The sequence below is a fragment of the Streptosporangium sp. NPDC049046 genome, from assembly GCF_040649155.1.
Lineage (GTDB): Bacteria > Actinomycetota > Actinomycetes > Streptosporangiales > Streptosporangiaceae > Streptosporangium.
This window is the reverse complement of record NZ_JBEZEZ010000036.1, coordinates 57,455-81,660: the sequence shown is the minus strand read 5'-3', so window position 1 is coordinate 81,660 and position 24,206 is coordinate 57,455. Positions and strand designations below refer to the sequence as shown.

Genomic DNA, 24,206 nt, shown 5'->3' with positions numbered 1-24,206 from the left:
CGGCCAATCCCAGCAACGACCAGTAACAATCAAGTACACGACAGGGGTCAGCTTTCAGACGCCGATAAGGGGTCACGGTTCGAACGACGTCGACAGCGCGGAGAGCGGCGTAACGGTCAGCGATCCGGCGAGCGGCTGCCGCCGGGTTGTCCGCCGTGTGAGCGGCGTACTTCCTGCGGCCCGTCCGCGCGGAGTGCTCGCCGTTCCACCACATGAAGCGAAAGCCAAAGGTGTTGGTGCTGAGCAGGACGACATCGCCGACCTCGGGAGTCGGTGCCTCTGCTACTGCCGGAGGTAGGTGAGGACAGCCTGTACTCGCTTGTGGGCGCTGCCGTCGCCGAGGTCGAGCTTGGCGAAGATGCGATTGATGTGCTTGGCCACGGCCGCATCGGTTATGACGAGTTCGCTGGCGATGGCGGTGTTGGTCTTGCCTTCTGCCATGAGCGCAAGCACTTCCGACTCGCGTGGAGTGAGCTCATCCAGATTGGATCGGCGGCGGAGCAGCTTGCGGATGACTTCGGGGTCGATCACTTCGCCTCCGGCTGCGATGGTGTCGAGGGCTCGAAGGAGCTCGTCCAGATCGCCGACACGATCTTTGAGCAGGTACCCGATGCCGCCATCGCCGGTCGTAAGGAGGTCGGCGGCAGCACGTCCTGAGACGATCTGCGAGAGCACGAGGATGGGTTCCGCGGGGTTGAGCAGCCGGAGTGCTTGTGCGGCTTTGATGCCTTCGTCGGTATGGGTGGGCGGCATCCGCACGTCGATGATCGTGAGGTCCGGGTGATGCGCACGCACGGCTTCCAGGAGCGAGTCACCGTCGGAAACGGCACCGACGACCTCGTGACCAGCAGTGGTGAGCAGACGTGCGAGTCCTTCGCGCAGGAGTGCGGCGTCCTCGGCTATGACGATGCGCATGGGACCTCCAAGGTGATGCGGGTGGGGCCTCCGGCGGGGCTGCTGATCTTGACGCGCCCGCCAAGGGTTTCGATTCGGTCGATGACTCCGAGAAGGCCCGTGCCATCCGGCAGCGCGCCGCCCGATCCATCGTCCTCGACGGTCAGGAAAACAGTCCCGTCCGGCGTGTGATGCGCGAGCAGCGTGACCATCGTGGCGTTGGCGTGCTTGGTGACGTTGGTGAACAGTTCACTGGCGGCGAAGTAGAGACCCACCTCGACTTCGGTGAGCAGGTCTGCCGGCAGGTCGATGAACGCAGAGGCGGCGAGTCCATGGGTGTCGGTGCGAGCGACGAGCTCATCGAGGGCGTCGGCGAGGTCGTGGTCACGGAGCGCGGCGGGATAGATGCCGTGCACGATGTCGCGGAGCTCGGTGACGGCCTGCTGCGCGTCGACGCGCGCCTGCTCGATGAGCTGAGTGATGTCGCTTCCGCGGTCGTGCTGGTATCGCATCGCACCGAGTGTCATGACGAGTGCAGTGAGGCGTTGCTGGGCGCCGTCGTGCAGATCACGTTCGATGCGCCGCCGCTCGTCATCGAACGCTGTGGTGATCCGAGCACGGGATCGGGTCAGGTCGTGCACTTGCTCGGCAAGCTCGGCGCCATGCTCGCTGATGAGCGTCCGAGTGAGATACCTCTGTCCTTCGGCCGCGAGCGTCACGAGGTACATGCCGGCTGCGAGCAGAAGCAGACCGAGCAGGAAGACCCCGACCTGGGCGATGGGGTTCTCATGAATCGCTTCCGAGGTCGGATCGACAGTCCCGGGGTCGATCCCGAGTACGAGCAGGGTGATCAGGAGCCCACTGGCTCCGGCAAGCGCAGCAGGCAACAGCAGGGCAATGGTCATGACGGCGAAGCCCACTAGCGACAGTGGGATCAGGACGACCCCGTATAGCAGCTCGGTCCAGGTGATCCGCTCGCCGAGCCGATGCCGGGCCCAGAGCCGGAACCCGCTGGAAGGTGTGGACGTGTGCGGGTCGGGGATGGGATGGAGGTCGGTCCAGCGCAGCCGCCATCGTTCCACTCGCCCGAGCGGTAACCCGGCGAGTGGAAGCAACGGCCAGCAGGTGAGCAGCCAGGCGAGAGCGACCAACGGCGTGGTCAGCAGATAAGCCAGTGACCGCCAGGGCCAGGATGTGAACAGCAGCGAGAGCCGGTGTTGGCGCAGCGCGAGGCCAGGGGTGGCGGCCATCCGCTGTTCTTCTCCCATACGCCCCATTGTTCCGGGCGCTCCTGGGGCTTGTTCGTGTGTCATCTCAGCGCGCATACCAAGCCTTTACGCCGTCCGTAGACCCACGGCGATGTCGGCGCGCAGGGAAGGTCTGGCCGGGCACCACTGGACGAGGAAGAGCATGAGCCAGCTAAGGACGAAGCCGAGGGTCAGGGTTGCCCACGGTATGACGACGATCGGCTCTCCCACGTAGGCCGTGGAACTGATGGCCGTCGTCGCCACGGTGATAACGATTGGCATGAGCGCGAGGACGGTGCCAGTCAGAGCGAGCAGGAAGGCCTGCCATACATACCAAATAGAGATGCGCCGACTCGACATGCCCGCCACCCGCAGCAGCGAGTGCTCACGCTCAACGTCCCGAGCAGCCAGTGAGACCACGGCTGCGGAGGTGACCAGGAGGACGAAAGAGATCAGGGCGGTCATGACGAGAGTGTCGACGAGACTCGTCTCGGCCGAGTTGTCGAGGGTATGGACGACCACTGCGGTGGACTCGACGGAGGTGAGCATGACCCCGACTCCGCCGATGCCCGCGGCCAGGGGAGCGACGGTGTTCGCGCTCGTGCCTGCCCTTTCGATGGCGGCATTGGCGGCCAACCTCCCGGTGACGCTGCCAAATGCGCCAGCTAGGCGACCAGCCACGGCGAGGATTGCCGGGGTGATCAGTGGGCCGATGATGTAGACGAATATGACCGCAGCCATGCCTCCATTCAGGGCAAGGTTGAACATCACCGCCACACCGGCCTCATGGGCACCGAGAGCTGCTGAGGCGGCAAGGAGGCCGAGGGAGGACAGTAGCAGGAGCCCTGCCACCGGAGCCCGCCACCACCAGCCCTTGCGGCGGGTGCGGGAGATGGCGCGGAAAACCTCGATCGCCTGAGTCCGCGAGGCCGTGTAGGCAGGCCCAAAGGCCCCGAGCAGGCAGGTGATGACGCCGAGAACAAGGGAGAAGACCCAGGCGAGGATCGGCGGGGGCAAGACTGGTGCGTCAAAGCCCGGTGCTGCCATCTGATTGAAGGTCGGAACGACGAGGTAGCTCAGGCCGATAGCGGTGAGCGAACCGGGCACCGCACCAATGAGCGCGGCCGTGGCGACCAGAGACCAGATACTGCGACGGACGTCACTGGGACTCGCCCCGACGAGCCGCCACTGAGAGAAGGTGCGCCGTGTGGACTCGACCGTCGCGGTGCCGACAACGGTGAGCGAGAACAGCGCGAGGGCGGCGACGAGTATGTAGATCGTCTCGGAGACGATGGTGAACTCGGTGATCGAATGACCCTGCGATTCAGCAGCGGCAACGAAACGCTGGTCGTGGGTCCAGGCGAACTGTGTCGCGCATAGGCCGACCAATGCAGTCACAGCAGCGATCGTGGTAATCGCCGGCCACCAACTGCCAAGGTCGGCGAATAGGATACGGCGGGCGTACTTGCGCATTTCACCTGCCTCCGAGGCGGGCCATGGTGTGGAGGATTTCGTCGGCACTGAGCCTGCCGGCGACATGAACGATGAGCCCGTCGCGCATGAACACGATCCGGTCCGCCAGAGCCGCGGACTCGACATCATGGGTGACCATGACGACCGAGCAGTCCTGGGTGGCGAGGTCTCGCAGAACCTTCAGGACGATGCCGGTGTTGGCGGTGTCGAGTGCGCCGGTGGGTTCGTCGGCGAAGATCACCGATGGCCTCATGAGGATCGCCCGACACAGGGCCGCCCGCTGCTGCTCGCCGCCGGAGAGGGTGCTTACCTTCGCCGCTCTCTTCTCGAAGAGGCCGAACCGGGAGAGTATGTCCTTAACAGCGGCGGTATCGACCGGCTGCCGGGCCAGGGCGTGAGGAAGGCGGACATTCTCTTCAAGGGTGAGGTAGCCGATGAGGTTGTACTGCTGGAAGACAAAGCTCGCGGTCTGTCGGAGGAACAGGGTGCGCTTCTCGTCGCTGAGAGCGTAGAGGTCGGTCCCGTTGATCGAGACCTGTCCCTGATCGGGGCGATCGAGGCCACCAAGGCAGTAGAGCAAGGACGTCTTGCCGGCGCCGCTGGCGCCGACGACGGCGGTGAGACCGCCACCGCGCAGTTCGAGGGAGCAGCCTCGAAGGATCGGAACCTGCTGTCCGCCGCCACTGGGAAGTTTGACGATCTGATTGGCCTGGATCGTGGGCGCTGTATTCATATGCGCTTGTCCGATCGAGGCTCCGACATGCGGCTGAGAAGGACGTGCAGTCATACATCCATCTCACGCCGTGAACCGAGACCAGTCGATGATGCTGTCGCCCCAATCGGAGGTAACGCCAGCGTTACCTCCATCCGGCAGCCTCAGCTCCGCGGCAGACCGGTGTGCGTGATGATGTAAGGCCGGAGCCCTAGCCCGCATTTTGGTAGCGGCTGCATCGACTCCAGGCCGGAGACGCCGTAGACCTCCTCGACCGCGTTCGCGAGCAGGTGGCAGGTACGGAAGCGGTCGAGCGGGGTCAGGCCGAGCCTCGTCAGGTGCAGGTAGGTGTATTCCCTACGCCCGATCTTGAAGGCGAATTGGTGGTGCTCAGGGATCATCAGCACGTCACCGCTCAGGACGTGGCCTGTGCCCCTGCCCTTTCACGGTGAGTGGAGCATCGCATCCTGGCACCCCAACAGAACGGCGTTCACCGGTCAACCAGCAGGCCGCCCGAACCGTCCTCACCTATCCGTTCACTACAACGCAGGAGTGCCCGCATGAGAATCGCCGGCTCGATCGTGATCGCCGCAGTCGTCGCCGCTCTCGCTGGATGCGGGGCGGGTGCGGACACCGCGGCGCCTGTCGTGACCGTCACCGCGCCGGCGCCTGTCGTGACCGTCACCGCGCCGGCACCTGTGGAGAAGAGCCCTGAGCCGACCGAGCAGGACGACAAGGAGCCCCCTCCCGCCCCGACCGAGGAGAAGGAAGAGGCGGCTGAGAAGAAGGTCCTGCCGGATGTTGTCGGGATGAACCTGCAGGAGGGGCAGGACACCATGCAGGCCGCAGGCTTCTACATCCTGAACGACAAGGACGCCACCGGGCAAAACCGCTTCCAGGTGTATGACCGAAACTGGGTGGTGACCAGGCAGACGCCCGCCGCCGGCCGGAAGGTGACGGTCGACACGTTGATCACCTTGTATGCGAAGAAGATCGGCGAGTAAGACGAGTAGTGAAGGGGGCCCTTCCTTCGGGGGCGCCGCCGTGTTCGATCGCGGTCAGCTGCCCAAGGCATGCGGGGAATCGCCGGACGTCGTGCCACGCTTTGATGGCGGGGAGACGCGGGCCCCCGGCGGATGACCCCCGCCCCGGCTCACCAGGCATTGTCGGCCTGCTCGCGGATCTTGTGGCTGATGCCGTGAAATGTCTTTTCCGGTGGGGTGGGCTATGGTCGGCCATATGACGGGACCGTGGAGAACTCCACAGGGGTCCATCGCGCTCGTCGGCGTGATGGGCCTGGTTCTGTTGTCCCTGGTGCTGGCCGGCGCTTCGTGCAAGGCGAGCTGCGGCGCCTCGACGGTTACCCAGAGTTCGGCCTCCGGCCCGGTGTGGGAGCCCGGCGGATGGGACGTCGACCTGTCCAGCCTGCCGCCGCAGGCGGGTGACGCCCGCGCGCACCACGTGCTGTCCCTGCGGCCGCTCACGCGCGGCGAACTCGCACATCTGGTGCTGTTGCCGTCGCCGAGCTCGGACGCGGATACGCTGCGCGAGCCTCAGCAACTGGCTCACCGCATCACGGGATCGCGCAGCCCGCCGCTGATCTAGCCGATGTCTTCCCGTCGGGCTCCGCGGCCACGTGCTGCGGAGTCCGACAACAGCGCATCCGGTGCACCCTCTCTGCCCATACCGGGCTTTCCCTGTCGCGGGTCCTGGCGTGCCGCTGCGCGTCCTGAAGACATCTTGTGACGTCTCCTTGGCAGGAGAAGCGGTAGGCGATCTTCGTCTGAAGCGACCCCTTCGGATTCGGGGAGTTTTCGCCGTGCCGCCTTTTCTGCCGACGTCCGCCTCCGTCGGCGTCCGCCAGGAGCCGATCATCGCCATGGTCGTTGTCGCGTCGGTTCACGGAGCCTCCGCGCCGGCCACGCGCTCCTGAGGCTTCCGGTCGGCGCGGAGCAGGCTCAGCACGCGGCCGTTCGCGGCCTGATACGGCTGCGCCCGCGGCCGCCCCTGGCGGCCGACCTCGCCCTGTCCGCCCGCTGACGTGCCGCGACGCGAAAGAGATCTCGCCGAGGCTCCCTTCTCCAACACCTTCCCGACCCATCATGGAAAGGATCACATGATCATGACCGACAGCCACACGACATCGCATCTCAGCAGCGTGCAGCTCCAGTCACTGCGCCAGGACCTGCTGGAGCAGCTGGAACAGCGCAGAGGGCACCTGCACGGCCTGCGGGTCCAGGAGCAGGAGAGCAGCGGTGCCGACGGCACCTGGCAGGAACTGGTCGTCTCGATCACCGCTGCCGAGCGCGCCGTCGCGGAGCTGTCCCTTGCCTGTGAGCGGCTGGCGGCCGACGCCTACGGGCGCTGCACCCACTGCCAGGCCCCCATCCCGTTCGAACGGCTCAAGGTCCGGCCGCTGGCACGCACCTGCATCGACTGCCAACGGCGGCACGAGGCCGCCTGACATCACGAAAGAGGGTGGAGCGATCCGCCCTCTTTCCGATCACCCGGAGCTGAACATGATCACATTGGACCGTCTGGTGAACGTGCTCGGCGGGTACGGAGTGCGGCTGTACGGCCGTCCCGAGGCGCGCTCGGCGTGGCTGCGCAGCGTGGCGATACCGGACTCCACCGACCACCACGTCGCGGGCGACCTGCTCCTCGCCGTCGGAGCCTCCTCACTCGCCGAGGCGGTGCGGTGGGCGGCCGCGGACAGGGCCACGGCGGTCCTGGTACGCCCCCCTCGAACCGGCGACGAGAGCGAAAGCGGCGCGGACGTCGAGCGGGAGGCCGCCGCGATCGCCGACCAGTACGGAGTGGCCGTGTTGCTGGCCGACCCCGCCGTCTCCTGGAGTCAGCTGGCCGGCGTGGTGTACGGGTTGGTGCTGGAGAGCCGCGAGACCGCCTCGGGACGCGGCCCCACCGACCTGTTCGCCCTCGCCGACAACCTGGCCGACGTCATCGGCGGCGCGGTGACCATCGAGGACCGGCACTCGCAGGTCCTGGCCTACTCCCGCTCCCAGCAGGCGGGAGATCCGGCCCGGCTGGAGACCATCCTCGGGCGGCGGGTCCCGGAACGGCTGCGCGAGCTGTTCCGGCGACAGGAGGTGTTCACCCGCCTGGCGGCGACGAACGAGCCGGTGTTCGTCCCCGCCGACGCCGGGCACGGCCTGACCGGGCGGATGGCGGTGGCAGTGCGGGCCGGCCGCGAGTTGCTCGGTTCGGTGTGGGTGAGCTGCGCCGACCCGCTGACGGGCGACCGCCGCCGGGCTCTGGTCGACGGCGCGCGCACCGTCGCCCTGCATCTGCTGCGCTCCCGGGCCAGCGCCGACCTGGAGCGGCAGGTGGAGTCCGACCTGGTCATCCGACTGCTGGAGGGCAGCGCCGACGCCGCGACGGTGATCAGCCGGTTGGGCCTGGCCCCGCGGGCGATCCGCGTCATCGCGGTCCGCGCGTACACCCCTGACGATCGTCACGCCGCGCTGCTGCTCGCCCTTGAGCAGGCCACCACCGGCTTCGGCTGGTCCAGGCCCGGGCGCAGCGCGCTGCTCGGCGACACCCTCTACACCATCCTGCCGGCCGAGCGGGCCGAGGCGGCCAGGCAGTGGATCACGGCCCTGCGCTCCGAACTGCCCGCCCAGGTGCGCGTCATGGCCGGGATCGGCGCACCCGCCGAGGCGGCGGACCTGGCCGCGGGCCGCCAGGAGGCCGACGAGTGCCTGGCGCTGCACGAGAGCGCCGAGCCCGGGACCGTGCCGCCCGCCTACGACGAGTCCTGGGACGACATCCTGCTGCGGCGGCTGCGCGCGGCCGCGCGGACCGGCCGGGCACCGGCCCGCGGGCCACTGGGCGCGCTGCTGCGGCACGACACCCGGCACGGCACGTGCTTCGTCGCCACGCTGCGGGCCTGGCTGGAGAGCCAGGGCGACCTCACCCTGGCCGCCGAGCGGCTCGGGGTGCATCCCAACACCGTCCGCAACCGGCTCCGCAAAATGGACGAGCTGAGTCCGCTGGACCTGTACGACGCCCGTCGGCGCCTGGCCATGACCATCATGCTGGCCGCGTTGGAGGACGAACCTCGCCGATGACCTGATCAGGACCCGTCACCGTTCCCGGTGCCGGCGTTGTGCGGGATCCACAACGGCGGCGCCGCGATTGTCGCCCGCTCACAACGCCGCCGGTCACCGCCCGCGCCATCCTGGCCAGGACATCGACGTTCGTACCTGTTGGAGGTTGGCATGGTCGGCAACTGGCCGCGATCGGTGATCGTGGTTGGCGCGGGCATCGTGGGTCTGTCGACCGCGTGGTTCCTGCAGGAGCGTGGCGTCCAGGTCGACGTGGTCGACCGCGGCGGCGTGGCGGCCGGCGCGTCCTGGGGCAACGCCGGCTGGATCGCGCCTGGCCTGGCCATCCCGCTCAACGAACCCGCCGTCCTGCGCTACGGCCTGCGCTCGCTGCTCAACCCGGCCGCGCCGCTGCATGTGCCCGCGACTCTCGATCCGGGCCTGTGGAGTTTCCTGGCCCGCTTCGCCGCCAACAGCCACTGGCGGTCGTGGACCCGCGCCGCGCGCGCCAACCTGCCGCTCAACGACGAATGCGTCGAGGCCTACGAGGTGCTCGCCGCCAACGGTGTGTCCGCACCCGTCGTCGCGGCGCCGATCACCGCGGCGTTCCGTACGCCACGTCAGGCCGAGAGCCTCCTGCGCGAGCTGCGCAGGCTGGGGGCGGCCGGGCAGACGGTCGAGCACACCGTGCTGGACGGCGCTGGGCTGGCCGAGCGGGTCCCGCTCGCCGGTGAGGCGCTGAAGACGGGGGTGCGGATCGACGGTCAGCGCTACGTCGACCCGGGCGCCTTCGTGCACGCCCTGGGAAAGGCCGTCATGCGACGCGGCGCGACCGTGTACGCCGTCGAGGTCGACGAGGTGCGCACCGACGACAGGAAGGTGATCGTCCGCTCGGCCAAGGGCACCGTGCTGTCCGCCGATGCGGTGGTGCTGGCCACCGGCGCCTGGCTGCCCCGCCTGGCCCGGCAGTGGGGCGTGCGTGTCCCGGTGCGGGCCGGTCGCGGCTACTCCTTCACCGTGCCGGTCGACCATCCTGTCCCCGGCCCCATTTACCTGCCCGAGGAGCGGGTGGCGTGCACGCCGTACCGCGACGGGCTGCGGGTGGCGGGGACCATGGAGTTCCGCGACCCGGACGCCCCGCAGGTGCCCGCCCGGCTGGAGGCCCTCGTCGCCTCCGTCCGGCCGCTTCTGCGGGGTGTGCGCTGGGAGGAGCGCACCGACGTCTGGGTGGGGCCCCGCCCCGTCACCCCGGACGGACGGCCGCTCGTCGGCGCGACGGTGGCCCCCACCGTCTACGTGGCGGGTGGTCACGGCATGTGGGGCCTGGCCCACGGTCCGATCACGGGCAGGCTGCTGGCCGAGCAGATCACCACCGGCAAGCAGCCCGCCGCCCTGGCCGACCTCGACCCCCTCCGCTGACGCGGGCCGCGCGCCAACCGTCCGGCCCGCCGTGCCGGCACAACGAGCGGACGGGCAGCGCTGCCCCCCTGCGCAGCCAAGTCACTGTCCCGGTGACCGTGGCTTTGAGTGCCGCGGTCATGCGGGGAGGTCCGAGAGTACCCGCGCGAACCGCTCGCCGATCATCTGATGTGTCGCGGCATCGGGGTGAAGCGCATCGGGGAGAGGGTGGGTCGCCGCGTCGGCCTGGTCGTAGAGGCTGAGCCCGTCCAGGTAATGCAGGTGCGAGTCCGTGCGCCGCCGATCGCGGACGATACGTGCGAGTTCCCCGCGGATCGCCGTCAGGGTGAGCTTGCCGACCGACCGCTCGGCGGGGTCTCCGGTGGCCTGGAAGCGCACCGCGCCGTGAGCGAGGGCGTCCGGGTCGAAGGCGCCCGGCCCGGGAGTGTCTTCATGGATCCCGCAGTAGATGGGGGAGACGACCAGCAGCGGGGTCGTGGGGTGTCCGTCGCGGATCGTGTCGAGGAAGCCGTGCACAGCCGGTCCGAAGGCACGCATCCGCATCAGATCGGTGTTCACGAGGTTGATCCCGAGCTTCAGGCTGATCACGTCCGCGGCGGCGTCGCGGATCGTCCGGGCGACGAAGGGATCGAGCAGCGCGCTGCCGCCCAGTCCGAGATTGATCAACTCGACGGAGGCGCGGCGCGCCGCGACCACGGGCCACGTCCCGGTCGGCCGCACGGCGTTGGAGCCCTGGCTGATCGAACTGCCGTGATGGATCCACCTCTTCCGGCCCCGATCGGGCGCCGGTTCGACGGGAGCGTCCGCACGCAAGTCGATCAACTCGACCGCCTCGTTGTGAGGGAGCCAGATCTCGACATCCTTGGGGGCATCGGGCAGCCCTGTGAAGCGAGCGGTGCTTGAGGGGCCTTCCTCGACGAATCGGGCCCCCGTCGACATGTCGATCGTGACGGTGATCCCTCCCGACGTCGTCGCGCTCGCAACGGGAGCGTCGCCGACCACGATTTCGATCATGCCGTCCGGCCGGGGTGGGATCCCGGTGTACGTCGTCCGAGACCGGAGCACCTCAAGCTCGATCGTGGACGCCGCCGTCCGGAGCGCGAGGTGCACGCCGGATGGCTGGGCCTCGACCATCGCGAGCTGCGGATCGGTGCTCTGCGCGCGTGCCCGGCTCGGAAGCCGGTGAACGGTTACCCCGTGTCCGGTCGTCTCGATCTCGGCCGCGCCGCGGAACAGCGCCGCTGTGAGCGGCACCGAGATCAGATCGCGGGATGAGGTCGTCATGCGTCTCCTTGTGAGGGCCGTTGCCGCCGGTCGGCTTCCGACCGTACTTCCTTTGACGGTCGTGCTGCCCGACGCGAAGGAGCCAGGTGGCGCGAGTCCCCGTCAGGCCCGGAGCACCTCAAGGCTGGGCCGGATACCTACGCCGTGCTGCCGTCTCCGGGAGATTCCTTCGACTCGTCGCGCGACACCGAGCGTGCGTCGCCGTTGGCTGTGCTGATCATGTGTGCCCGACGCAGCACGTCGAGCTGAGCGTGGTTGTAGAGGGCTTCGAGGGCATGGCCGACGGCGCTTTGGGCCGCTCGCACCTGCCGCGGGGTGGAGGACCTGGGCTCCAACGTGACCGAGTGATCGGTGGTCGCGCCGTTGACGAACGGTGCGATCTTCTCGGCCAGGGCCTGTCGAGCGGCCTCGTCGGCGTCCTCGGGAAGGTCACGGAACTCCTCGTCGAGTGCGACGTTGGGGCGTGCCTCAAGGGTTCGCCGTACGGACTCCATCGACTCGTCGGAGAAGAGCTGGGCGTAGATCATGAGGAGCGCTCGATCGTTGTCGCGCAGCTGCTCCGCGACGCCGCTGAACCCGGTCGGCACGTCCGCCGAGGCGCCCGGCTCCGACAGTGTGGCCAGTTCCTGCCGGATGTTCTGGAGCCGTTCCACCGTCGCCTTGAGTTCGGCGTCGATGGTCCGGAAGACCGAGGCATGACCGTCGGTGTCCGTTCCCATCGCGGCCACCTGTGTGAGCGACACGCCCAGCCCGGTCAGTCGCCTGATCTGCAGAAGCCGGGTGAGGTGGTGGATCTCGTATCGCTTGTAGCCGTTGGGCTCGCGGTCAGGCTCATCGAGCAGGCCGATCTCGTGGTAGTAGCGCACCGTCTTCACCGTGGTTCCCGCGAGCTCGGCTATCTCGTGAGTGCTCCAGGGCATGGATCGCTCGCCTCCTCATGCGATATCGCGCGTCCGGCGATCTCTCTTCGTGGATGTGACATCGACGCAGGATCAATCGGGCTCGTCCGCTGCTCGCCGCTCGCGCAGCCGGACGAGGACGACCATGCCGATGTTGACGGCGACAAGGATCAGCAGGGATGCGTCGCCGGTATCGGTGGAGCGGTCGAGGGGGAACGCCTCGCCGTCCGCCATCAGTGTATTGACGGTCGTCGCCAGGACGTTGTTGGCGATGTGGAACGCGACCGGTGCCTCGATCCCCCTGCTGATGATCGCCATCAGCCCGGTGCAGATGCCGATCACGACGTAGTAGCCGAACAACCAGGGGTCGGTCGACCCGTGGAGCACCGCGAAGGCCAGGCTGGAGACCACGATTCCCAGGACCAGGGCCGGGCGAACCGCACGCACCCAGGATGCGGCGGCGGGCAGCACGACGCTTCGGAACATCAACTCCTCTCCGGCGGCCTGTATCGGAGTGGTCAGGAGGATGATCACCAGCATGATGATCGTCGTGGTGCTCACGCCGAAGGCCGTCCAGCCGGGAGCGTCGGGAGCGACCAGCGCCACGACGCCGATCCCGGCGCCCACCAGCAGCGCCGCGCCGAGAAGGTACTGCGTCAGGCGGCGCGCGTCGAACGCTCGTGGTGAGCTGATCAGGCTGCGCCACGGTACCTTCGCCGTCCACACCAGGAGCAGGATCGCCAGCGCACCCGTCGCGCCCACGCTCAGGTTGACGGCCAGGAACTTCAACGGCGTGAAGGTGGCTGACATGGGGTCGTCGCTGCCCTCGATGACGCCGACGATCTGGTAGAGCAGAATCTGCAGGACCACCAGCACCAGTGCCGGCACGATGATGACCACGAGCGACTTCCACCGGCTCATGCGGAGATGCGCGCCGAACGGCCGGGAGTCGTCGACGGCCGGCCCGAAGCGCCCTTGCGTCAAAGGACTCGGGGCCGCGGGGTTCGGGTGATTCGTCGTGTTTCGGGGATCGCCGGATCCTGGTCCATCCATCGGGGGTTCCTCTCGGGCTCGAACCGGTCGTTGCGCTCACGAGCGAACACCATGCCCTGGGGGCAGACTCAAGTCGCCCAGGTGAACGTGTCCGGGGTGGAGCACGACGATCTAGAGGACCTCGGCGGCGAGCGCGCGACGACGCGCCGCGAATCGGCACCCCCTGTTTTCCGGACCGGGTCAAGCGAGGGGCCGCCGTCCGGTTTTGGAAACCTCAGGCCACGGGCGGCGAACCGCACCTCGTGTCAGTGATCGTGGAGAGTCTCCCGCTGTCGGCCCGGATGGCCGTAAACCCGCTTCGTGAACGATGAATCGGTAGTCGCTCCCCTTCCCTGCGGATGCGGGAGAGCGGCTCTGAACACGACAATGCCCCGCCGAGTGTCTCGACGGGGCATCTCCCGAGATGCCGTCACCGCACAATCCTCCGGAGGGCCGCCTCGAACGCCTCGGCCTGCTGCGGAGTCACTCCTTCGAGACCCGCGCCTCGGGTATTTCAAGGGCTCGGGCTCGACTGAAGCTCAAGGGATGTAGACCTCGTAGTAGTAGCCCGACGGATAAGCGCTACCCCCGAGGAGCCAGCGACAGCCGACGAGCCCGCTGTACAGACCGCTCTGCGCGTCGATGTCGTAGTAGCTATCGCATTCGGCCAGGGTGGGGAAGGGGCCCACCTTGTACCAGTCTCGTGTCGGCCAGTCCCCGCTGGCCGCGCCGGTCTGGGTGGCGGTACCGACCAGGATGCCGGCGCCCAGCGCCACGGCGAGGACGGCGGAACGCAGTCGGCGGATCTTCATCGTGGGTGACTCCTCACGTCCGGGAAGGAGAACACCTTCAGATGAGCATCCGCTGTCGGGCCTGAGAAGATACCGGTTATCCATATTTCGGATTGATGGTGCGTTTGCCGAGGCGATTTCGCCTGACCTGAACACGTGAGCGCCACGGCGGACCGATCGGGCAAGAGCGGAGCGGTGAGCGCGCCGGTGGTCTGGCGTGTCGGTCACCCTGAGTGTGGCTGGAGACGTCGTTTTAGTCATCCAGCTCTTGAGACACCGACGTGGATCGGTGGGACCCGTGCGGCCGTCGTTCCGCAAAAGATCGGCAGGGGAGGGACGGTCCAGCAGTGGCCCGCCGGTCGCGGTCGGGTCGTCCGGATTCCGTGCGCCGTGTCCGCTTCGAGGGCTTCGCGAACGCCGCCCTAGACGAGGTTCTGGCCGGCGGTCACGGCGAATGAGCCGGACGTTCGCTCGGATGGGGAAGGGCTCGTCAGCCTTGGTGCGCTCAACCGTTCCCGCGCTCCGGATTCGAGCCGTTAAATCTAAAGAACGTTTGAATTGCAGCCGTTTTTCAGGCATCGAAACAAAGGTGAAGATTATTCATCCTGTCGCTCCTGCCTGGGAATACACTTCTGACAGTTGACGCTAACAGTTGCTTTGCGTAGGCTCGCAACGTCGATCTCGCTATTTGGTGCGAGAATAAACGACGCATTCCAATCTTGCTGAAAGTGGTGAATGGTCATGCCCGTCGATCACGCCGCCCTGGACTCCGCCATCGAGTCAACCATCGCCCCCCAAGCCGCGGAGACGGACCGTTCCGGAACCTTCCCCCGTGCCGGCATCGACGCTCTCGGGAAAGCCGGAATGCTGGGACTGATCAGCGCCGAGGACGTCGGCGGACGTGGCGCGGACATGGCCGCGGCTGCCCAGGTGATCGAACGTATCGCCGGCGTGTGCGGGTCGACGGCCATGGTGCTGCTGATGCACTACTCCGCCACCGCTCTCATCGAAGCCCACGGCGACCGGGCCACCCGCGAGGCGATCGCCGGAAACAGGCACCTGACCACCCTCGCCTTCTCCGAGGCCGGATCCCGCAGCCACTTCTGGGCACCCCTCGGCACGGCCGAGCCCGACGGTGACGACGTGCGACTCAACTCCGACAAGAGCTGGGTGACCGCCGCCGGGGAGGCCGACAGCTACGTCTGGTCGAGTCGGCCGCTGACCGGCGACGGGCCGATGACCATCTGGCTCGTGCCCAGCGACGCCGCCGGGCTCGACGTGGGAGGTCCGTTCGACGGGTTCGGGCTACGAGGCAACGCCTCCAACCCGATCAAGAGCAAGGGGGTCTCGGTCGCGGGTTCGGCGATGCTGGGCGCCGACGGCGCGGGACTCGACCTGGCGTTGGCCTCGGCGCTGCCGTACTTCCTGGTGCTGAACGCCTCGTTCTCGCTGGGGCTGATGGAGGCGCTGGTGACCAAGGCGCGCGACCATCTCGTCGATGTGCGGCTCGACCACCTCGGCCAGTCGCTCGCCGAGCAGCCGTTGCAGCGGGCCCGATTCGCTCGGCTCCGCACCCGCACCGACACGGTGCGGACCTTCCGCGACGACACCCTGGCAGCACTCGGGGCAGGGCGTGAGGACGCCACGTTACGGGTGCTCCAGGTCAAGGCCGTGGCGGGGGAGGCCGCGGCGGAGGTCGCCGATGGGGTGATGCGCCTGTGCGGCGGGTCGGCGTTCCGCAAGGCGACCGGAGTCGAGCGGCTGTTCCGCGACTCCCTGGCCGCCCGCGTGATGGCGCCCACCACCGAGGCCCTGCACGACTTCGTCGGACGGGCCACGCTCGGCCTGCCGCTGTTCTAGAGAGGATCGGGCGAATGGCTCTTCTCATGGGTGCGGTGGCCTACGACCCCAAGGTCGTCACCATCTGGGGCGGGTTTCGGTCATGGCTGACCGAGCACGGCCTGCCCTTCGACTTCGTCCTCTACTCTCACTACGAACGCCAGGCAGAAGACCTCGCCGACGGCCGGATCGACGCGGCCTGGAACTCGCCGCTTTCGTGGATCCGCAGCCACCGCCTGGCGCGGGCGCGCGGGCGCGCCCTCACCCCGCTCGTCATGCGGGACACCGACCGAGGGCTGACCTCGCTGATCGTCGTCCGGGCCGACTCGCCCTTCAAGGACGTGGCCGACCTCAAGGGGGAGACCGTCGCTGTCGGGGCGGTCGACTCACCGCAGGCGACCCTGCTGCCCCTGTCCTTCCTCGGCTCCCAGGGCGTGCGGGTGAACGTACGCCGCTTCGACGTCGGCGTCGGCCTGCACGGCGATCACATCGGCGGAGAACGTGACGCGGCCCGCGCGCTCGTCTCGGGTTCGGTCGCCGCCGCCTGCATGATCGACTCCAACCACCTGCTGTTCGGCAGGGAGGGCACGCTGCCTCCTGGCTCGACGCGGGTCATCGGTCAGACCATGCCCTACGACCACTGCAACCTGACGGTCGGGGAGACGGTCCCCGACGAGACCAAGGTTGCCTTCGCCGAACTGCTTCTGTCGATGTCGTACACCGATCCCCAGGTCAGGCCGCTGTTCGACCTGGAGGGCCTGACCTGCTGGGAACCGGGCCGCGTCAGCGGTTACCCCCTGCTGGAGAAGGCCGTCGACGAGACCGGTTTCTACGACGCGGCGGGTGCGGTCACCGCCGTGGAGTACCGGCCATGACGCTGGACCTGGGCGACCTGGGCTTCGAACAGGGCGCCCACATCCTGCTGCAACGGGCACTGGACCCGTTGCGGCCAGGCGACGAGATCGGGGTCGCGGGCCTCGACCCCGCGCTGGTCGTGCACGTGGAGGCGTGGTGCCGGTCCAAGGGCCACGCCACCCGCCGCGCCGAGGACGGTGTCGAGGGCGGTGACGAGGACATCCGGGTCTGGGTGACGCGCGGCCGGGCCGACCTCGACCGATGGTCGCACGCCGAACGTGCCGGAGGGCCGACTCCTGCGGGCATCGTGACCCGGCCCCCGGCCCACTGGGGCCTGGCCGCCAGAGGTGCGCTGATCGAGCCCGGCGGACCACCCATCGCCGTCGACCTGGCCTCCCGCGAACTCGTCTGGGCCGACCTGGCTCCCGCGCTGTACGCCAACGCCGCCGCCTCCCAATGGGATCCGAACACCGCCATCGCCTGGGACGCCGAGGTCGACCTCGCCCCCGAGATCGAGCGGGCGGTGGTGCAGGTGATGACTTTTCTCGTGGAGAACGAGCAGGCGGCATTGGTGGTCCCAGCCCGGTTGCTGGCCCGGATCCATCCGCATTTCCGTGAGGTCCTGCAGCTCCTGGCCGTGCAGGCCGCCGATGAGGCCCGCCACGTCGAGGTCTTCACCCGTCGCGCGTTGCTCACGGGTGGCGAGATGGGCACCTCGTCGGTGAGCGGCAGGGAGTCTTTGGCGACGCTGCTGCGGGAACCCGACTTCTCAATGGCCTCGTTCCTGCTGTCGGTCCTTGGGGAGGGCAGTTTCCTCAACCTGCTGACGTTCATCGACCGCAACGCGCCCGATCCGGTGACCCGTCAGGTGGCCAGGATGGCGCGTCAGGACGAGGCCCGTCACGTCGCCTTCGGCGTCGCGCATCTGCAGCACCAGGGCACGCTCGACCGCACACTGCTGGGGCGGTTGCGCGGCGCGGTCGAGCAACGCCACGAAACCCTGATCTCCAGTGCCGGGCTGAACCAGGACGTCTTCGACGCCCTGGTCGTGCTGGCGGCGGGGGAGTGGACCCCCGCGGGTATCAGGCGGGGCTACGCCGCCGTGCAGCGACTCCAGGCGGAGATGGACGAAGGCCGCCGGCACCGGCTGGTACGCCTGGGCTTCCCGCACGACGAGGCCGCCGAGTTGTCGGCCCTGCACACGAGGAACTTCATGTGAGCTCCTCCCTGCACCACCGCGCGACCGACACGTAGGGCTCCAGGCACGCCGACTCCTCCAGCAGCCGGAGGTAGCCGGGCGCCCAGGGCCGCAGATGATCCTCCAGCAACTCCTCGGCCACCGGCCCCTCCCCAAGGTGGTGGAGGAGGGCCAGTTCCACCCCGAGGTGGTCGAGTGAGAGCACGGCGTAACCCGGTGGGACCGTCACGTCGAGCCCGTGCCGGGCGACGAACTCCTTCAGTCGCCGCTCGGCACGTCCACCCATCATCGGCTCGCCACGCTGCACCGACGCGTACGGCGGGCACATCGGTCGCGGCCCCACGAACAGGCGGCAGAACTCGGCCGACAGCTCCTCCAGGGGTTCGGCGCAGCCGAGTGCCTCCCGCAGTGGGGCGTCGATCTCCGAGCTGATCAGGCGTGAGGCGAGCAGGATCACGTCTCCGTTCACGCGGAGCCCTCGATCCTGCGGACCGTGACGATCGTGTCGTGGTACGCCTGCTGCCCCGACACCGGGTCGGGATAGATCGGCAGGATGTCGTTCTGCGCCACGCTCAGCGTGCCCGCCCACCAGACCTTTCCATGGTCCGGCGGCTCATGGCCGGGCAGCACGGCCCGATCGCGGCCGTTGGAGGCGACCGGCCCGCCCGTGGTGCGCCCGGCGTTGTGTGCGATCGCGATGACCTGCGGATGCACACCCTCGGTGAGGTGAACACGGGTGCGCAGCGATCCCAATCGTGAGCCGTCGCCCCGGGGCACCTCCGGATCGAGGGGCCGGTAGCTCGTCACCTCGATCCAGTCGCCGTGGGCCAGGCCGAGCCCGGCGGCGGTGGCGGGGTTCAACCACGCCGGGTTGGTGTGTGAGATCTCCTGGAGCCATTTCGACTGCATCGTCCGGTGGGCGTTGTGCACGTTCCATTTGAAGCTGATCATGATGAGTCTGCCCTGGGCGAGTTGTTCGCGGTGCCCCGGGATGGGCTCGTACACCGGAAGGGGGGAGATGGCGCGGTCGGCCTCGCGGCCCCGGTCGGCGACGAACCGGCTGTGCACCTCGACCTTGCGTGACGGGGTGCCGAATCCACGTCGGGCGACTCCGTCGACCATGACCCCGATCGCGCCTTCGGCGTTGTAGACGACTCCGTCCTCGGTGCGGGTGCCCTTGAGTTCCTGCTCGGTCAGTTCCTTCTCATAGGGGAGGTAGTTGGGCTTCTTCGCGGGGTCGACGTAGACGCCGGTCGACCGCATGCGGCCGAAGCCGCCAGGCACCGGGGCGAAGTACTGCTCGAAGTACTCCTCTTGAGTGGACCATGGGAAGTACTCCTCCATGCCGCCACCGATCCGGCGGGCCAGTTCGGGGAAGATCTCTCGCAGGTCCTTCGACTCGCCCAGCGGCGCCACCACCGGCTGCCGCAGTCCGACGTAGTCGACCAGCCCCTGCGGCGGCCGGGAGTCGATGTCCCAGCGCTCCAGATACGTCGTCCACGGCAACACGATGTCGGCCAGGTTCGACGTCTCCGACGCCATCACGTCGAGGCAGACATGGAACGGCACGAGTTCTTCGTCGGCCAGCACCTCGCGCACCAGGTTCGCCTCCGGCCATGCCCACGCCTGGTCGCAGTTGTAGGTCATCAGCGCCGAGATCCGCTGCCGCCGCTCCTTGATCCACAGATAGACGATCTCGCCGACCCGCATCTTGTTGCCCTCCCAGGCGTTGGCCAGCGGCCAGTCCTTGGCTTCGGCGATGAGGCTGCGCGCGGTCGGCTTGGGAACGGTCGGACCCGGTTCCGGCAGTGCTTTCTTGTCCCAGGCGCTCATCGGATGCCAGCACCAGCCGCCCTCCTTGCCCATGTTGCCGACCAGGGCGTTGAGTACCGTGATGGCGCGGTCGTTGTGGAAGCCGTTACGGTGGGCGGCCGAACCCCGGTTGCAGATCGTGGTGCAGCGCGGGGCCGCCCCGGCGAACTCGCGGGCGATGCGCCGGATCGCCTCGGCGGGCACCCCGCTCTCCGCCTCCGCCATCTCCGGTGTGTACTCGCTGACGTGCTCGGCGTACTCCTCGGCGGTGGAGTTCGTCCAGCGGTCGAACCACTCCCGGTCCCACAGGCGTTCGGTGCAGATGACATTGGAGATCGCCAGGGCGATGAGGCCGTCGGTGCCGGGGCGGACGGCGTACCACTCGTCGGAGAGGGCGGCGGTGTTGGACAGGCGGGCGTCGAAGGTGACGATCTTGGCGCCGCGTTCGCGGGCCCGCATCATGCGGATCGCGACCGGGATGTGGCCCTGGTGGGCCTCGGCCCAGTTGCTGCCGAAGTTGAGAATGTAGCGGCTGTTCTCGAAGTCGCCGAGGTCCCAGTCGGAGTCACCGATGGTGCTCAGGATCGCGGCCCGCCGGTTGAGCGAGCAGAGCGCGCGGTGGTTGAAGGCCGAGGGGGTGCCGAAGGAGTTCAGGAAGCGGGCCACGATGTCGGTGGAGCGGTTGCGGCCCTGCTGGAAGGCGAACTCCTCGGGGCGTCCGCTCTCGCGGATCGCCCGCAGGCGGTCGGCGATCTCCGTGTACGCCTCCTCCCAGGTGATCCGCCTCCACTTGCCCTCGCCCCTGCGGCCGACCCGTTTGAGGGGGTAGAGCAGGCGGTTGGGGTCGTACAGGACCGAGGGGCCGGCCACGCCCTTCGCGCACACCGAGCCCTGGCTGTTCGGGTCGGCGGGGTTGCCCTCGATCGTGAGCAGCCGTCCGTCCTTGACGTTGGCGATGATGCCGCACGCCGTCGTGCACATCTGACACATCGACGCGACCCTGCGCAGCGCGCCCGCGGTCTTCCCGGCCACGCCGGGCGCGCTCGTCATCCGGTGCACGACCTCGATGCCTCCCAGCCCGGCCGCGCCCACTCCCGCCACCACGGCGGCCCTCAGCAGGTCACGCCGGGTCAGCGTCCACGTTGACATGGGCACTCCTTCTACGAGTTCTACGAGCCGACCGCGAACAGCAGGTAGCGGGTGGCCGCCGCACCCACGAGCACGGCGACCGCGCAGAGCCCCGTCACCAGGCGGGTGCGCGGCAGCGCCAGCAGTCCGGCGGCGGGCAGCACCAGTCCCGTGCCCACGGCCAGTCCCCAGAACAGGAGGGCGAAGTCACCGCTCACGAGTTCGGCCAGCAGAGCCCGGTCCGTCGGCCGCCCGGCCAGCGCGAGCGCCTCCATGGCCAGCGCCACCACCGAGGCGGCCAGCAGGCCGAGTAGCGCGGTCCGCCCGTCGGCCCCGGCGAGCACGATCACGGCCGCGCCCATGAGGAGCGCCGTGAGCAGGAACAGCACCCCGGAGCTTCCGGCGAGCGGAGACGCCCACGAGCGGGCCAGCAACGCGGCGGGATACAGCGCGAGCGCGAGGCTGACGGCCAGGAGCAGTCCCGCGACGACGCTGGTGACGCGCGGCAGCGGCCGGTGTTCGGGCAGCCGACGACGCTCGATGGCGTACAGGACGAGAAGAAGCAGGAGGATCTTCAGGGCGATCAGCTTGGCACCCCACGAGATGGGGGAGGCGAGGTTGTCGAACCGGACCAGCATGAGGTGGAAGCGCTCCGGCCGTCCGAGGTCGACCACGAGCAGAAGGCTGATGGCCACCAGCGCGAGCAGCGCGCCCCAGGTGCCCATCCGCTCCAACCGCGCCGTCTCGCCTGAGCGGCCGACCCACCAGGTCATCAGCGTCAGCCCGGTGGGCAGGCCCACCAGCACGACGTAGACCGCCAGAAGCGGTCCCCAGGCAACGGTCACGAGGGTTCGCCGGGCAGGCCGGCGGTGGTGTCCACCTGCACGCCCTCGTTCTCGATCAGCGGCAGCGCGTTCCGGGGATCGACGTAGAGCACGCGCGGCCGGGTGCCCTCGCCTTCCTTCCAGACGGTGACGTCGTTCGTGGCGGCCCGGCGTGAGATCTCGCTCGCGGGATCGTCGAGGTCCCCGAAGACGCGGCAGCCGGTGGGGCAGGCGTCGACGCAGGCGGGCTGCCGTCCCTCGGCCGTCCGGTGGTCGCAGAAGGTGCACTTGGCGGCGGCGCCCCGGTCCTCGTCGACGTAGATGGCGTCATAGGGACAGGCCGCCATGCACGCGCGGTTGAGGTTGCAGTCGCCCTCCTCGATCGTCACCTGCCCGTCGTCGAGCCGGACCACCGCGCCGGTCGGGCAGGCGTTGAGGCAGGGAGCGTCCTCGCACTGGTTGCACAGGACGGGGATGAAATGGCGGGTGACCTTGGGATAGGTGCCTTCTTCGACGTATTTCACGGTGTCGCGGAAGTTCCCCAGCGGGACGTCGAATTCCGCTTTGCAGGCGACGGAACAGGCGTGGCAACCGATACAGGTTCGCAGGTCGATGAGCATGCCGAGGCGAGCCATGAATCCCCTCCCGATAATCGGGCATCAGCGATTCGGAGGATAAATCGGGATTTTTCTCCAGTCAACCGGTGAAGGCGTCGGTGCAGCTGGGCGTCAATTCACGAATTCTTTTGAATATGTGAATCGCCGGTCTCGACCGGAAGTCCGGCGACCTGCCATTCGAGCATGCCCTCGCTCAGCCGTGCCGCCGGGATGCCGTGGGCGTTGAGGAGACGCACCGCCTCCGGTGCGAACACGCAGTAGGCCCCCCTGCAGTAGGCCACCACCTCCGTGTCGGCCGACAGTTCGCTGAGCCGTTCGGGCAGTTCGGTGATCGGGATGCACATGGCGCCGGGGATGTGGGCAGCCTCGTACTCGACCTGTGGGCGTACGTCGAGGATCGTCACGCGCCCGGCCTCGGCGCGGCGCAGCAACTCGTCGCGGGTGATCTCCTCGGTGTGCTCGCCGAGGTAGGCGACCACGGCGACCTGGACGTCGGCGAGCCGGGTGGCGGCCACGGCCCGCAGGCGGGCGTACAGCTCGACCACGTCGGCGCCGGCCAGGCGGTAGAGCACCCGCTGGCCGTCGCGCCGGGTGGCGACCAGCCCGCCGTGGCGGAGCGTCTGCAGATGTGCCGAGGTGTTCGTCACCCCTAGTCCCGCGGTCTGCGCGAGGGTTTCCACGCTCTGCTCCCGCTGGGCGAGCAGGTCGAGCAGTTCGAGGCGCTTCCCGTGACCGAGGGCTTTGCCGACCCGGGCGATCTGGTCGAAAAGGGAGGCTTTTCTCTCGCTGTCCCCGACCATATAATCCTCCAATGAGCAATGGATTAATGGATGTGTGGAGGAGTATAGCGTTCCGCGAGATGCCTGTCCCGTCATCCGACGCTTCGTGATCGTTTCCCTGAACAGACTGGTCAGGACCGTATTTCAAAGATCGATTCGAATCGATGGGAGCACACCGTGACCAACACCGTCGTCGTCCTGGGGGCCGGAGCGGGCGGTCTCACCGCCGCCGAAGCGCTCCGTGAACGGCTGCCCGCCACCGACCGGGTGCAACTGGTCGACCGATCCTTCGACGGAGTCCTGGGCCTGTCCCTGCTCTGGGTGATGCGCGGCTGGCGCACCCCCGAGCGGGTCCGGGTCCGGCCCACTCCCGAGTCCCTGCCCGGTGTCGAGATGATCAAAGCCACGGTCGGGCACGTCGACCTGGACAACCGCCGCGTGCACACCGACGCCGGTGTGCTCGACTGCGACGCGCTGGTGGTCGCCCTCGGGGCCGACCTCCATACGCGGGCCGTACCCGGGCTGACGGAAGTCCTGGCGAGCGGGCGGGCCGGAGAGTTCTACACACTCGGCGGCGCAGCCGCCATGCGGGACAAGCTGACGGCCCTACGGCGCGGGCGGCTGGCCGTGCTCATCGCCGGCGTGCCGTTCAAGTGCCCGGCTGCGCCGTTCGAGGCCGCCCTGCTCGCCGCCGACCTTCTGACCGAGACGGGGGCGCGCGACCAGGTGACCATCGACGTGTTCACCCCCGACCCGTTGCCCATGCCGGTCGCCGGTCCGGTCGTCGGCGAGGCACTGGTCGGCATGCTCACCCGGTCGGGGATCGGGTTCCACGGAAAACACGTGATCGAGTCCATCGGCGAAGAAGAGTTGGTGTTCGCCGACGGCGCCCGCGAGCCGTACGACCTCCTGGCGCTGGTGCCACCCCACCGGCCGCCGGCCGCGCTCGGCGGATGGCTTCCTGTCGCTCCGCGCACCTTCGCCACCACCTCCCCGGGCGTGTGGGCGATCGGTGACACGAGCGCGCTGGTCCTGCCGAACGGCAAACCGCTGCCCAAGGCCGCCGTCTTCGCGGAAGGCGCCGCCGACGTCGTGGCCGACGGCGTCGCCAGGCATCTCGGTTACGAGGGGCCGGAACCGTGGTTCGACGGACGTGGCTCCTGCTACATCGAGCTCGGCGATCGGGTCGCCGCCAAGGGGGAGGGCGACTTTCTCAAAGATCCGGCTCCCGAGGTGACCCTCTACGATCCATCCCCCCTATTCCACGAGGAGAAGGCCGATCAGGAAGGCAACTGGCTCAAGCGCTGGAACGCGTAGCGCGGCACCACCATTGAGAAAG

23 protein-coding genes are annotated in these 24,206 nt (G+C 68.5%); 9 read left to right on the top strand and 14 right to left on the bottom strand.

The window, feature by feature from the left end; genetic code table 11:
- Positions 1-282 precede the first annotated feature (282 nt).
- From AB0B96_RS35280 to AB0B96_RS35260, 5 genes are all read right to left on the bottom strand, one after another.
- Positions 283-915 carry a response regulator transcription factor gene (locus AB0B96_RS35280; RefSeq protein WP_362905849.1) on the bottom strand — a complete coding sequence of 211 codons (633 nt, stop codon included), beginning with the start codon at positions 913-915 and terminating at the stop codon, positions 283-285.
- Positions 900-2,162, bottom strand: a complete 1,263-nt coding sequence (locus AB0B96_RS35275) for a sensor domain-containing protein (protein WP_362905847.1) — start codon at positions 2,160-2,162, stop codon at positions 900-902. Before AB0B96_RS35275 ends, AB0B96_RS35280 begins: the two co-directional genes overlap by 16 nt.
- A 66-nt stretch (positions 2,163-2,228) precedes the next feature.
- Complete coding sequence (locus AB0B96_RS35270) at positions 2,229-3,614, bottom strand: ABC transporter permease (protein WP_362905845.1); 1,386 nt, start codon at positions 3,612-3,614, stop codon at positions 2,229-2,231.
- Position 3,615: 1 nt separating this feature from the next.
- Entirely contained in the window at positions 3,616-4,401 is a 786-nt protein-coding gene (locus tag AB0B96_RS35265) for an ABC transporter ATP-binding protein (RefSeq protein WP_362905843.1), read from the bottom strand.
- An 89-nt stretch (positions 4,402-4,490) separates the two neighbouring features.
- On the bottom strand, positions 4,491-4,727 hold the full coding sequence (locus tag AB0B96_RS35260) for a hypothetical protein (RefSeq protein ID WP_362905841.1): 237 nt from the start codon (positions 4,725-4,727) through the stop codon (positions 4,491-4,493).
- Between the two features lie 159 nt (positions 4,728-4,886).
- Between AB0B96_RS35260 and AB0B96_RS35255 the strand changes: the two genes are divergently transcribed.
- The 5 genes from AB0B96_RS35255 to AB0B96_RS35235 all read left to right on the top strand — a co-directional run bounded on the left by AB0B96_RS35255 (position 4,887) and on the right by AB0B96_RS35235 (position 9,809).
- Positions 4,887-5,330 (top strand): PASTA domain-containing protein, encoded by a 444-nt coding sequence (locus tag AB0B96_RS35255; protein ID WP_362905839.1) that lies wholly within the window; start codon positions 4,887-4,889, stop codon positions 5,328-5,330.
- Positions 5,331-5,565: 235 nt separating this feature from the next.
- A complete protein-coding gene (locus tag AB0B96_RS35250) occupies positions 5,566-5,931 on the top strand; it encodes a hypothetical protein (protein ID WP_362905837.1) in 366 nt (121 codons plus the stop codon).
- 517 nt (positions 5,932-6,448) lie between these two features.
- Positions 6,449-6,790, top strand: a complete 342-nt coding sequence (locus AB0B96_RS35245) for a TraR/DksA C4-type zinc finger protein (protein ID WP_362905835.1) — start codon at positions 6,449-6,451, stop codon at positions 6,788-6,790.
- 55 nt (positions 6,791-6,845) lie between these two features.
- Complete coding sequence (locus AB0B96_RS35240; protein ID WP_362905833.1) at positions 6,846-8,414, top strand: helix-turn-helix domain-containing protein; 1,569 nt, start codon at positions 6,846-6,848, stop codon at positions 8,412-8,414.
- A gap of 150 nt (positions 8,415-8,564) precedes the next feature.
- Complete coding sequence (locus AB0B96_RS35235; protein WP_362905831.1) at positions 8,565-9,809, top strand: FAD-dependent oxidoreductase; 1,245 nt, start codon at positions 8,565-8,567, stop codon at positions 9,807-9,809.
- A gap of 117 nt (positions 9,810-9,926) precedes the next feature.
- Here the strand turns inward: AB0B96_RS35235 and AB0B96_RS35230 are convergent, their stop codons facing one another.
- The 4 genes from AB0B96_RS35230 to AB0B96_RS35215 all read right to left on the bottom strand — a co-directional run bounded on the left by AB0B96_RS35230 (position 9,927) and on the right by AB0B96_RS35215 (position 13,836).
- On the bottom strand, positions 9,927-11,093 hold the full coding sequence (locus tag AB0B96_RS35230; RefSeq protein ID WP_362905829.1) for an SGNH/GDSL hydrolase family protein: 1,167 nt from the start codon (positions 11,091-11,093) through the stop codon (positions 9,927-9,929).
- 137 nt (positions 11,094-11,230) lie between these two features.
- Entirely contained in the window at positions 11,231-12,013 is a 783-nt protein-coding gene (locus tag AB0B96_RS35225) for a MerR family transcriptional regulator (RefSeq protein WP_362905827.1), read from the bottom strand.
- 72 nt (positions 12,014-12,085) lie between these two features.
- Positions 12,086-12,913 (bottom strand): CPBP family intramembrane glutamic endopeptidase, encoded by an 828-nt coding sequence (locus tag AB0B96_RS35220; protein WP_362905825.1) that lies wholly within the window; start codon positions 12,911-12,913, stop codon positions 12,086-12,088.
- A gap of 650 nt (positions 12,914-13,563) precedes the next feature.
- Positions 13,564-13,836 carry a hypothetical protein gene (locus AB0B96_RS35215; protein ID WP_362905823.1) on the bottom strand — a complete coding sequence of 91 codons (273 nt, stop codon included), beginning with the start codon at positions 13,834-13,836 and terminating at the stop codon, positions 13,564-13,566.
- A gap of 720 nt (positions 13,837-14,556) precedes the next feature.
- Here AB0B96_RS35215 and AB0B96_RS35210 point away from each other — a divergent pair.
- From AB0B96_RS35210 to AB0B96_RS35200, 3 genes are read left to right on the top strand one after another with little or no spacing between them, the layout of a single operon-like run.
- Positions 14,557-15,675, top strand: coding sequence for an acyl-CoA dehydrogenase family protein (locus AB0B96_RS35210; RefSeq protein WP_362905821.1), 1,119 nt, complete (start codon positions 14,557-14,559; stop codon positions 15,673-15,675).
- A 14-nt stretch (positions 15,676-15,689) separates the two neighbouring features.
- On the top strand, positions 15,690-16,529 hold the full coding sequence (locus tag AB0B96_RS35205; RefSeq protein WP_362905819.1) for a PhnD/SsuA/transferrin family substrate-binding protein: 840 nt from the start codon (positions 15,690-15,692) through the stop codon (positions 16,527-16,529).
- Positions 16,526-17,728: a ferritin-like domain-containing protein gene (locus tag AB0B96_RS35200; protein WP_362905817.1), complete on the top strand. Its 1,203-nt coding sequence runs from the start codon at positions 16,526-16,528 to the stop codon at positions 17,726-17,728. The genes AB0B96_RS35205 and AB0B96_RS35200 overlap by 4 nt, the downstream gene beginning before the upstream one ends.
- On the opposite strand, the gene AB0B96_RS35195 is transcribed toward AB0B96_RS35200, so the two are convergent.
- The 5 genes from AB0B96_RS35195 to AB0B96_RS35175 all read right to left on the bottom strand — a co-directional run bounded on the left by AB0B96_RS35195 (position 17,721) and on the right by AB0B96_RS35175 (position 22,888).
- Complete coding sequence (locus AB0B96_RS35195; protein WP_362905815.1) at positions 17,721-18,176, bottom strand: molecular chaperone TorD family protein; 456 nt, start codon at positions 18,174-18,176, stop codon at positions 17,721-17,723. The two genes, AB0B96_RS35200 and AB0B96_RS35195, sit on opposite strands and share 8 nt — an antisense overlap.
- Positions 18,173-20,668 carry a molybdopterin-dependent oxidoreductase gene (locus tag AB0B96_RS35190; protein ID WP_362905813.1) on the bottom strand — a complete coding sequence of 832 codons (2,496 nt, stop codon included), beginning with the start codon at positions 20,666-20,668 and terminating at the stop codon, positions 18,173-18,175. The genes AB0B96_RS35195 and AB0B96_RS35190 overlap by 4 nt, the downstream gene beginning before the upstream one ends.
- 20 nt (positions 20,669-20,688) lie before the next feature.
- Positions 20,689-21,492, bottom strand: a complete 804-nt coding sequence (gene nrfD, locus AB0B96_RS35185) for an NrfD/PsrC family molybdoenzyme membrane anchor subunit (RefSeq protein ID WP_362905811.1) — start codon at positions 21,490-21,492, stop codon at positions 20,689-20,691.
- Positions 21,489-22,106, bottom strand: a complete 618-nt coding sequence (locus AB0B96_RS35180) for a 4Fe-4S dicluster domain-containing protein (protein ID WP_362905809.1) — start codon at positions 22,104-22,106, stop codon at positions 21,489-21,491. Before AB0B96_RS35180 ends, nrfD begins: the two co-directional genes overlap by 4 nt.
- 98 nt (positions 22,107-22,204) lie before the next feature.
- The gene (locus AB0B96_RS35175; RefSeq protein ID WP_362905807.1) at positions 22,205-22,888 is read right to left on the bottom strand and encodes a metalloregulator ArsR/SmtB family transcription factor; all 684 of its coding nucleotides are present in this window, start codon (positions 22,886-22,888) and stop codon (positions 22,205-22,207) included.
- A gap of 156 nt (positions 22,889-23,044) precedes the next feature.
- Between AB0B96_RS35175 and AB0B96_RS35170 the strand changes: the two genes are divergently transcribed.
- A complete protein-coding gene (locus tag AB0B96_RS35170) occupies positions 23,045-24,184 on the top strand; it encodes an FAD/NAD(P)-binding oxidoreductase (protein ID WP_362905805.1) in 1,140 nt (379 codons plus the stop codon).
- Positions 24,185-24,206: the final 22 nt, after the last annotated feature.

Bases quoted from the DNA above. Each gene is read 5' to 3' on its own strand.
- AB0B96_RS35280 (WP_362905849.1), bottom strand. From the start codon at position 915: ATGCGCATCGTCATAGCCGAGGACGCCGCACTCCTGCGCGAAGGACTC.
- AB0B96_RS35275 (WP_362905847.1), bottom strand. From the start codon at position 2,162: ATGGGAGAAGAACAGCGGATGGCCGCCACCCCTGGCCTCGCGCTGCGC.
- AB0B96_RS35270 (WP_362905845.1), bottom strand. From the start codon at position 3,614: ATGCGCAAGTACGCCCGCCGTATCCTATTCGCCGACCTTGGCAGTTGG.
- AB0B96_RS35265 (WP_362905843.1), bottom strand. From the start codon at position 4,401: ATGACTGCACGTCCTTCTCAGCCGCATGTCGGAGCCTCGATCGGACAA.
- AB0B96_RS35260 (WP_362905841.1), bottom strand. From the start codon at position 4,727: ATGATCCCTGAGCACCACCAATTCGCCTTCAAGATCGGGCGTAGGGAA.
- AB0B96_RS35255 (WP_362905839.1), top strand. From the start codon at position 4,887: ATGAGAATCGCCGGCTCGATCGTGATCGCCGCAGTCGTCGCCGCTCTC.
- AB0B96_RS35250 (WP_362905837.1), top strand. From the start codon at position 5,566: ATGACGGGACCGTGGAGAACTCCACAGGGGTCCATCGCGCTCGTCGGC.
- AB0B96_RS35245 (WP_362905835.1), top strand. From the start codon at position 6,449: ATGACCGACAGCCACACGACATCGCATCTCAGCAGCGTGCAGCTCCAG.
- AB0B96_RS35240 (WP_362905833.1), top strand. From the start codon at position 6,846: ATGATCACATTGGACCGTCTGGTGAACGTGCTCGGCGGGTACGGAGTG.
- AB0B96_RS35235 (WP_362905831.1), top strand. From the start codon at position 8,565: ATGGTCGGCAACTGGCCGCGATCGGTGATCGTGGTTGGCGCGGGCATC.
- AB0B96_RS35230 (WP_362905829.1), bottom strand. From the start codon at position 11,093: ATGACGACCTCATCCCGCGATCTGATCTCGGTGCCGCTCACAGCGGCG.
- AB0B96_RS35225 (WP_362905827.1), bottom strand. From the start codon at position 12,013: ATGCCCTGGAGCACTCACGAGATAGCCGAGCTCGCGGGAACCACGGTG.
- AB0B96_RS35220 (WP_362905825.1), bottom strand. From the start codon at position 12,913: ATGAGCCGGTGGAAGTCGCTCGTGGTCATCATCGTGCCGGCACTGGTG.
- AB0B96_RS35215 (WP_362905823.1), bottom strand. From the start codon at position 13,836: ATGAAGATCCGCCGACTGCGTTCCGCCGTCCTCGCCGTGGCGCTGGGC.
- AB0B96_RS35210 (WP_362905821.1), top strand. From the start codon at position 14,557: ATGCCCGTCGATCACGCCGCCCTGGACTCCGCCATCGAGTCAACCATC.
- AB0B96_RS35205 (WP_362905819.1), top strand. From the start codon at position 15,690: ATGGCTCTTCTCATGGGTGCGGTGGCCTACGACCCCAAGGTCGTCACC.
- AB0B96_RS35200 (WP_362905817.1), top strand. From the start codon at position 16,526: ATGACGCTGGACCTGGGCGACCTGGGCTTCGAACAGGGCGCCCACATC.
- AB0B96_RS35190 (WP_362905813.1), bottom strand. From the start codon at position 20,668: ATGTCAACGTGGACGCTGACCCGGCGTGACCTGCTGAGGGCCGCCGTG.
- AB0B96_RS35180 (WP_362905809.1), bottom strand. From the start codon at position 22,106: ATGGCTCGCCTCGGCATGCTCATCGACCTGCGAACCTGTATCGGTTGC.
- AB0B96_RS35175 (WP_362905807.1), bottom strand. From the start codon at position 22,888: ATGGTCGGGGACAGCGAGAGAAAAGCCTCCCTTTTCGACCAGATCGCC.